Below are 8,323 nucleotides of genomic sequence, written 5' to 3'. Positions count from 1 at the left end.
CGTGCAGGATCACATCCCGCGGGAACTGCGCACCTTTGAACGAAACCATCGGCTCAACCTCATCGACAAAACGGCCAAGTCAATACATCATCTGCACGAAAGATGCGACAGAGCCATGCAGGTCTCCTCGCCGCTATGAGGGATGTTTCGCCGGACGTTGTCCGCAAGGACAAAACGAGCTTCGGTGCGATCCTGGAGACCTTCGTGTTCAGCGAACTGGGGAAGATAGCGATCTGGAGTGAACAGCGGTGCACGTTCTCGCACTTCCGTGACGAGGCCAGGAACGAGGTCGACATCGTATTGGAGAACCGCCGCGGTGAAATCGTCGGTATCGAGGTAAAGTCGTCCGCCACCGTTTCGGCAGCTGATTTTTCCGGAATGCGCAAACTGGCGGACGCCTGCGGCAAAAAGTTCGTCCAAGGGATGGTTCTCTACGATCACGATAAGGTCGTCCCCTTCGGCGAAAACATGTTCGCAGCCCCGCTGTCATGGCTGTGGGGACGCTCATGAAACTCGTCGAGGAACAATGCGTCGACGGGCATTGCCATCTTGTTGCCGCACCTTGGCGCAGCTAGCATCTTGTCATGAGGATACAAGCTGAGATGCCGCGCCTGAAGGGCTGCCGTTTCCCCGGGAAGTCGTAGCTTATGCCGTATGGGGGTGTTGTCATATAAACTCGGCGTCGGCTGTCGGTGTGCCGACATCAGCGTAATTGAAGCGCATGACCCAACCCTCGATCAGCTACAAACGCCAGCGCTTCCTGCGCGAGGTCGAGGAGAAGATGCTGGAAAGAGGCATCGACGTTTCCTACGAAAAGGTCCGCCGTTGGACCCGCATGTTCGGGCCGCTGATTGCGCGCAACTTACGCTGCCGACAGGCCCGCCCCGGCGATATCTGACATCTGGATGAAGTCCTGGTGAAGATCGCGGGTCGACCATTCTGGCCCCGGCCTGCCGTTGATTGGGACGGTGTCGTTTTGGATGAAATCCTTCAGCACCGGCGGGCCAAGCACGCGGCAAAGCGGCTCTAGGTCAGGCTGGTGAAACGCTGAGGTTTCGTGCCCGGATGGATCATCACCAACAAGCTTCGCTCCTACGGCGCAGCGAAGCGGGGTGTTGCCCCCGGTCTTGATCACTGGTCCCACAAAGGGCTCAATAACCGCGCCGAGAACAGCCATTTGCCGGTACGAAAGCGAGAGCCCGTGATGCAGGGCTCTCGCTCACCCGATGGGCTGCAACTCTTCGTGTCCATCTATTCTGCCACCCGCAATTGCTTCTCCGTTCCGGTTCGCCTCAAAGAGGTCTGCAAAGCCAGCCCATCCAAGGCGAGATGCTGCCCAAACGCCGACGCGCGCAAGATTACCCGCGAGGAACATGAAGACGCCCGGCAGGTTGCTCGTGATATTGCCAAGACCGAGCAACACGCGATCTCAGATGAATCTGAAGAAGAAGGTCGAGATGCTCTTCGCTCACCTCAAACTGATCCTTGGCCTGAACAGGCTCCGATTACGTGGTCGGTGCGGGGCGAACGACGAATTTCTCCTCGCCGCCACCGCCCGGAACCTCCGCAAACTGGCCAAGATCCTTCCCGCCCCGCGGCAACAGCAAAAAGCTTGACAGGAACGGCGCTCGCGCCCAACTCAAGCAACGGATTCGGCCCAAAGTCGTCGTTCGCGTGATTGGCGGTGCTGCTAAGTAATTGATCCCCGATTCCCGACATTCGAGCCGCAATGGAATCGTTCCCCTGTCTATTGAGACCCGACGTTTGCATGCGGCGCGGCTATCTTGCAGCGCCAAGGCTCGCATTGCGGAGCAGCTTCAAAGGAGCGCCGCATCGCTTTTGGGGGGAGATTGGGTATCGAGGCTGACGCATCGACGAAGAGGCGAAAAAGAATGTTTAGATCAAACTGGAGACGCTTTAGTTACACGATTTTTGGGGCGAGGCAGCGCGGTCGGCATACCGCCGACCTCGCGCTTGAAGGCCTTGTAAAACGATGAGCGGGAGTTGAAGCCGACGTCATAAGCAATGGTCATGATCGTCTGATCGGTTTGTTCTATCTCGCGCACCGCATCTTTGATCCGCCATCTGTTCACATAGTCAAAGAACGTCTCGCCTATGGTTTCATTGAGTGTTTGCGACACATAGTTTGAGCTGGTGCTGATATGCTTGGCCAGATCCCAAAGCGATAGGTTTGGGTCGCGGTACAATTGGTCGCGCTGCATTGCTAGGCTTATCTTTTCAGCAATCCGGCGCGCGTGTTCATCCGTTAGCGCCGAGCGGGTGTATTTGCCCATTTTCAGTCGGTCTTTATCAGGTCCCGTCTGCTGAACGGGTGAAACCTCGTGCGAAAATCCGGGTTTTTGCCGGATCCCCCATAGGGCGGTACACCATAGCGCGGCAACCCCACTCAATGTTCCAGCAGTATTGGTGTTCAGGACCTGTTTACCCAGCAGCGTGGCTGCCAATCCCAACGTCGTCACCAGCCAATATAGCCCCATGCTCAACGCCAATGCATTGATCCAGCGCAGCTCTATGGTGTCAGTACTGGCGAACAGATCCTTCAATCGGCTGCGATAGGTGAAAAGCCGGTACAATGTCGCCACAACATAGCCTGCAATCTGCAGGTGGAAAAACACGGTAAGTGCCAGCAAGGCATAGCTCACGGCCAATGCAAGGCCCGCAAAGGTGGCCTCTGGAGAGATCGGCGCATCGTCCAGCACATCCATGGGCAGCAGCAGGTAGGGTAGCGCCACAACACCTGCAAAAAGCGCCGGGGCGAAATGCAGGGGCCAATGACGCCATGACGCGCGGGTCTCGCGCGTCAGCGCATCAACGTAGAGCCAGAACAGTGGCGCCAGGGCTAGGAGTGCGGGAAAGGTCAGCGCCGTCAGTAAGCGCATCGGGCCGTGCAGTGCAGGCGCAAGATCCGACAGATCCGTCGACAGCTTCCACATTAATGCGCCCAAAAACAGAAGTCTGTGCAGCTCCAGCACACCCTGCGCTATAAAGAACAGCGCCAACGGTACATATATGCACCGATTGTCACGGCGCAGCAACAAGACATGCGCCGCAAACAGTGCAATGCCCAAGGAGAGCGGTGCGGATAAAGCGTTTAGTATTTCTGCGAGCGTCATCCGGAGGATCCTTTGGGAGCGGGCTTGATTGGCTATAGACGGTGTAATGAGCACACGTGCAATCTCAAGCCCTGAGCAGCAGGATCTGTCCGACCATGACGGCGCGGACAGATCGGCTGTCCCTGAACACTTGGAAAGGCACATTGCGCAGCGCGCGCGGTTAGAAACGGACGGAACCAACCTCGGCGGATCAACCGAAGTTCCATTCCCGACAACCAGTGGAGACAATCATGTCAACCTTTAACCTCAGCGCGCTGCTGGCACCCATACAGCAAGCCTTGCAGGACTATTCAACTGCCGAACCGGCACCTGCGATCCTGATCGAAGCCTGGCGGGACGGTGTTTCCGTACAAGACAGCTATGGCGTGTCCGACCTTGAAACTCAAACCCCCGCCGAGGCCGGTCAGGTCTATGAGGTCGGGTCCCAGACCAAGATGATGACCTCTGTCGTGGTGCTGCAAATGGTGGCCGAAGGCAAGATGGATCTGGACAGCTCGCTGTCAGATTACCTGCCTGCAGCGGCATTGGACGGCATTGCCAATGCCGACCAAGTCACGTTGCGTCAGCTTCTGTCAAACACAAGCGGTATCCCCGATTACGATGAGGTAGTGGGCGATAGCGGCCTGCCCGTGTTGATCGAGCAGATACTCAGCGACCCGAGTGCGCCACTTGGCCCTAAGGGTTTGCTGGATATCGCCAAGGGGCAGCCCGCAACCTCAGCTCCCGGTACGGAATATGAATACTCCAACACCAACTTCTTGCTGTTAGGCCAGGCGATCGAAGCCGTGTCGGGCAATACGCTGGCCGAAGAAATGCAGACCCGCGTCTTTGAGCCAGCGGGCATGACCAGTACCTCGATGAAGAGCGCAGGCGTAATGGGGGATTTGCTGCACAGCTACGCCCAAAACCCACTGGACGGAGAGACCCTTGATGTCACAGGCATTCCTATTGATCTTGGCGCTGAAGGTGGGGCTGTGTCCTCAACTGGAGATATGATCCGGTTCATGGATGCCCTGTTGGTATCAAAGACCCTGCTGCCAGAGGCGCAATTGGCAGAGATGACCAACTTCACCGAAATTGCAGCGGACCCTGCGACTGAATCGGCCTTTTCCTTTGGTCTGGGGTTAAGCCTAAATACGATCTACGGCCAACAGTTCATTGGCTTTGACGGCGGAACGTTGGGCACCAATACCTCAACCTATCTGCATGTAGAAAGCGGCACGATCGTAACGGTTGTGGCCACGCATTCCGACACATCGCCAGAAAGCCTGGCGCTGTCAGCTTTCGAAACGATCTTCAACGATAGCGCCTGGGCCAGTTTTGACCCTCATGCCGACAGCTTTGACATCACCGGCACCGCCGCTGAGATTGACCTAACCGAAGGTGTCGGCGTTGATGGGGAGGCCCAGACAGACTTTGCTTTGGGTCAGGCGACGCTGACGTTTGAGGGTGGCCTGGACGCGCTGGATGGCGGGCGATTCAACTTTGACGATGGCTCGATCCTTTGGTTGGGTGAAGACGGGCGCGACAGCTTTGATGTGATGAACGACGCACGCGATGCGGCAAATGCCGACAATCAGCTATTGGGCCTTGATGGTAACGATCGCTTATCGGGCGGGCACGGCAATGATGTGTTACGCGGCGGCGATGGCAACGACCGGTTGCGCGGCCGCGATGGCGATGATCAATTAGAGGGTGGGGCTGGGCGGGACCATCTAATCGGCGGTTCTGGCAATGACATGCTGAGTGGCGGTGACGGTCGCGATAATCTGCGTGGCGGGCAGGGCGATGACGCTCTGGATGGCGGTGACGGCCGCGATTTCCTGCGTGGAGGGCAGGGCAATGACGTTCTGGATGGCGGGTCAGGGCGCGACTGGCTGAACGGCGGGCGCGGTGACGATACGATTGAGGGCGGCACAGGCAATGACATGCTGAGCGGAGGGGCTGGGGCGGATCATTTCGTGTTTGCTTCTGACGCGGGTTGCGATGTTATCGTCGATTTCCAAAGTGGCGTTGATCAGCTGGATTTTTCTCAGACCGGGTTGCAACATGCAGATATCGAGATCATTGGCGGCTGTGCCCAGACAGTAATTGAATATGGCGATAACAATATGCTAATTGTGACCGGCGATATCACGCAGTCTGACTTCATATTCTAAAGTCCGACGCTACTCGAGAGTAGGCCCGACGCTAACCTCCGTGATCGGTTCTAGTTGTCAGGCCGGCGCTTCGGCACCGGCCTGAGGCGCTTTCCTGATCTTAGATTCACTGCGTCATTTCGTGATACACTATCTTGTCAACCTCGGGTTTCCTCCTTGATTGTCCGCTTCGCCGCTCAGCAGCACTCCAATGTGCGAATGCCGTGATAGTCGGCTTGCCGTATATTCTCCAGCAGCTTACGGTCGTTTTCATGATGACAGTATGTTCAAGTTTGGTGCTGGAGTGGCGCGCGATGGGTGCACCATTTGGCAAGACGCAGGAGTGGTGGCCGCCGCCCTGCTGTTGATTTTTGCGATCAACTCTAAAAGCCATCAAAACGAACTGGATATACTATGACGATCCACGACCTTGCGGTCCGTGCCGACACACTTGCCGTGACTTGGGAGGATATGACATGACCTGCTGCCCTGAAAAGTCCGCGGTTTGAAGTTAGCCTGTTCTCCAAACGAGAAGACAGACGATGCGGAAGAGCCGTTTCAGCGAAGAGCAGATCATTGGGGTCCTGAAGGAGCACCAAGCCGGGATGGGCGCCAAAGAGCTCTGCCGGAAGCACGGCATCAGCGATGGCACGTTTTACATCTATGGATGTCTCTCCCTTTGCAAGATTTTCGCTGATCTGTTCCACCGCCAGGTCCCAGGTTGCAAACATCTATCCGGCGTCACCCTTCGATGGTGCGCCCAAATGGGAATTCCGCGTGGTGAGCCTCAACAAATGGTCGTCCCCCAGCGCCCAAAAGCATCGTCCCGATAGACCAAAGACCGACGATGCATTAACATTCAAATTGGACCACTCGATGGGGGCACATCAATACCTATGGTGACACCAATTAGAGCTGGCGTAAAAGCTCCCAATGCGCGGGCCAACACAATGACAGACTTCATCGCTTTCAATGCTCTCCCAGGTTATTGTTCAGTCTCCATAACGTCGCCTCGAAAGCAAGCGCTCGTCTTGGTAACCTAAAGCTGTCCGTTGCAAAATGCCACAGGCGCAGTGAATGTCGGCTTGGTAGACCGCATTCGCAGCATCAAATTTAGTGATCGGAGGGCAACAAAGGACCGTTTGGTCAATGATCCATTTTCGGGTTTGCAGCGAATGTCCGGAAATCGGGTTGCTGCCGCAGCATCTTAGGGTGCCACCCAAGGGCAGCTCTGGGCCGCCAGTGAAGGCGACCCGCAGTTGTTAGATTTCAATGGCTTCGGCTATGGCCAGGGCGTCCTCAAGTTCGACGCCGAGGTATCTGACCGTACTGTCCATCTTGGTGTGGCCTAGAAGGAGCTGCGCAGCGCATAGATTGCCCGTCTTCTTGTATATCTGAGTAACTTTGGTCCGTCGCATCGAATGGGTCCCATAGGCGCTTGCCTCCAGTCCGATCGATGTGACCCAATCCCGGACGATCCGCGCATACTGGCGTGTTGAGATGTGCAACCGCTCGTGGAAGCGGCCGGGCCAAAGATACTCGGATCCAACCATCAGCTCGTCTTTCATCCACTTCTCTACCGAAGCGCGGGTACCTTCCGAAATCTCGAAGCGTACCGGTTTCTGGGTTTTGCTTTGCAGAACGGACGCGCGCTCTTTAATTTGACTCGAAGCCATCACGTCTACGACCTTCATCTTGACCAGGTCGCAGCTTCGGAGTTTGCTGTCGATTGCCATATTGAATAGCGCCAGATCGCGATGGTTCTCCGCGAGCTCAAGCCTCACTCGGATCGCCCAGACATGCTTCGGTTTGAGCGGGCGTTTCTGACCAACTATGCGGCCCTTGTTCCAGGCAGGGCGAAGCGCGCGAACGGCAGGTAAGTTTGGTGTTTCCATGACTGATCCTCCGATCCGCCATGCCCTCCCAAAACGACAACCCGACGTTGACTAGGCCAGCATATCACAGAATGCTGCGCCGCCTTCGACGTCCGGAACGAGCCCGAATTACTTAATGCTGTTCACGGCATGAGTGTCTGCTTTCGGAATGTAGCCTTGAAAGTCACTGCTGGAGCGGTCAGTAGGCATGAAGTAATCTGCCGGAAAGGGAACTGTTTTGCGATGCGGGCTTGAAGTGTTCGAGCAGGGTGACGGGCCTGTACTGGTGCTGCTACATGGTGCAGGCGTTGACGCCGCGCTATGGAAGCCACAGATAGATCTGTTCTCCAAGCAGTATCACGTGATTGCGCCCAACCTCCCGGGCCATGGGAGGAGCGCTCCCGTCCAAAGCGTCGAAGGAATGGCTGATGTCGTGCGGGCCGTGCTGCAAGAGAAAGGTATCGCGCAGTATGCAATTGTCGGGCTGTCTCTGGGGGGCATGGTCGCTATTGAAATGGCAGGGCGCTGGCCTGACGAAGTTTCGCATTTGGTGACGGTTGAATCTGTTGCGACTGTGTTCGAAGGCGCTTTTGGGAAAGAATTAGCAGGTTGGGCGATGTTGCTCTTCAAAGTTTTACCACCCTCACTATTCACGGCACTTCCAGCAAGTGCGATGGGCGCAAAATCGCAGGATGCAGGCAAATACGTTCAGGACGCGATTGCCAAGATGACAGCAAAGAACAACTACACTGTAATGCACGCAGCTTCCCAATATGATGGACGCGAACGCCTTCCCAACATTACTGCGAAAACGCTGATCATGGTTGGGGCTCTAAATAGAAAAACACATAAGCGAGCTCGGAAGATGGCTAACGCAATTTCAAAGAGCGAATTTTTGGTCATTCCTGCAGCCAGCCACATTGCCAACCGTGATGCGCCGGATTTTTTCAATGCATCCGTACTCTCATTTCTCAGTTAGGCACAGATTGAACCGGTAATTGGAGCAAACGCGGCCAACGGCTTTTTTGTCCCACGACTGCGAATTTTCTGACGCCCTGTCTTCTGTCTTGCAGCGAATGTCTTGTGTGGATGGCTCCTGCATAGCAAGACATATTTGATCAGAATTGTGCATTTGTCAGAAGCAGCCATGTGTCCGGCCTGTTTGCGCGGTTTTGAC

At 55.9% G+C, this 8,323-nt stretch carries 6 protein-coding genes and 4 pseudogenes; 7 read left to right on the top strand and 3 right to left on the bottom strand.

Annotation, left to right across the window (positions count from 1 at the left end):
- Positions 1 to 96 precede the first annotated feature (96 nt).
- The 3 genes and pseudogenes from CLV89_RS21605 to CLV89_RS23290 form a co-directional block, all read left to right on the top strand.
- Positions 97 to 510: pseudogene (locus CLV89_RS21605) on the top strand (DUF4143 domain-containing protein); the annotation flags it as partial.
- A gap of 211 nt (positions 511 to 721) precedes the next feature.
- Positions 722 to 898: a hypothetical protein gene (locus CLV89_RS23295; RefSeq protein ID WP_417818706.1), complete on the top strand. Its 177-nt coding sequence runs from the start codon at positions 722 to 724 to the stop codon at positions 896 to 898.
- Positions 899 to 1,063: 165 nt separating this feature from the next.
- Positions 1,064 to 1,616: pseudogene (locus tag CLV89_RS23290) on the top strand (transposase); the annotation flags it as partial.
- A 285-nt stretch (positions 1,617 to 1,901) separates the two neighbouring features.
- Here the strand turns inward: CLV89_RS23290 and CLV89_RS21595 are convergent.
- On the bottom strand, positions 1,902 to 3,134 hold the full coding sequence (locus CLV89_RS21595) for a helix-turn-helix transcriptional regulator (RefSeq protein WP_165798187.1): 1,233 nt from the start codon (positions 3,132 to 3,134) through the stop codon (positions 1,902 to 1,904).
- 230 nt (positions 3,135 to 3,364) lie between these two features.
- Here CLV89_RS21595 and CLV89_RS21590 point away from each other — a divergent pair, with 230 nt between their 5' ends.
- The 3 genes and pseudogenes from CLV89_RS21590 to CLV89_RS21585 form a co-directional block, all read left to right on the top strand.
- Entirely contained in the window at positions 3,365 to 5,293 is a 1,929-nt protein-coding gene (locus tag CLV89_RS21590) for a serine hydrolase (RefSeq protein ID WP_106165659.1), read from the top strand.
- Between the two features lie 262 nt (positions 5,294 to 5,555).
- Positions 5,556 to 5,690, top strand: coding sequence for a hypothetical protein (locus CLV89_RS23175; protein WP_279327917.1), 135 nt, complete (start codon positions 5,556 to 5,558; stop codon positions 5,688 to 5,690).
- Between the two features lie 124 nt (positions 5,691 to 5,814).
- Positions 5,815 to 5,931: pseudogene (locus CLV89_RS21585) on the top strand (transposase); the annotation flags it as partial.
- A gap of 603 nt (positions 5,932 to 6,534) precedes the next feature.
- On the opposite strand, the gene CLV89_RS21580 reads toward CLV89_RS21585, so the two are convergent.
- A complete protein-coding gene (locus tag CLV89_RS21580) occupies positions 6,535 to 7,167 on the bottom strand; it encodes a tyrosine-type recombinase/integrase (RefSeq protein ID WP_106165658.1) in 633 nt (210 codons plus the stop codon).
- A 235-nt stretch (positions 7,168 to 7,402) separates the two neighbouring features.
- Between CLV89_RS21580 and CLV89_RS21575 the strand changes: the two genes are divergently transcribed.
- A complete protein-coding gene (locus CLV89_RS21575) occupies positions 7,403 to 8,125 on the top strand; it encodes an alpha/beta fold hydrolase (RefSeq protein ID WP_165798186.1) in 723 nt (240 codons plus the stop codon).
- Here CLV89_RS21575 and CLV89_RS22815 read toward each other — a convergent pair.
- Positions 8,122 to 8,323: pseudogene (locus tag CLV89_RS22815) on the bottom strand (hypothetical protein); the annotation flags it as partial. The gene CLV89_RS21575 and the pseudogene CLV89_RS22815 sit on opposite strands and share 4 nt — an antisense overlap.

The sequence above is a fragment of the Tritonibacter scottomollicae genome (genome assembly GCF_003003215.1).
In the GTDB taxonomy this organism is placed as follows: Bacteria; Pseudomonadota; Alphaproteobacteria; order Rhodobacterales; family Rhodobacteraceae; genus Epibacterium; species Epibacterium scottomollicae.
This window is presented reverse-complemented; position numbering and strand designations above follow the sequence as displayed.

What these genes read in the sequence shown, in the direction of transcription:
- CLV89_RS23295 (WP_417818706.1), top strand. Translation starts at nt 722, where the DNA reads ATGACCCAACCCTCGATCAGCTACAAACGCCAGCGCTTCCTGCGCGAG.
- CLV89_RS21595 (WP_165798187.1), bottom strand. Translation starts at nt 3,134, where the DNA reads ATGACGCTCGCAGAAATACTAAACGCTTTATCCGCACCGCTCTCCTTG.
- CLV89_RS21590 (WP_106165659.1), top strand. Translation starts at nt 3,365, where the DNA reads ATGTCAACCTTTAACCTCAGCGCGCTGCTGGCACCCATACAGCAAGCC.
- CLV89_RS23175 (WP_279327917.1), top strand. Translation starts at nt 5,556, where the DNA reads ATGTTCAAGTTTGGTGCTGGAGTGGCGCGCGATGGGTGCACCATTTGG.
- CLV89_RS21580 (WP_106165658.1), bottom strand. Translation starts at nt 7,167, where the DNA reads ATGGAAACACCAAACTTACCTGCCGTTCGCGCGCTTCGCCCTGCCTGG.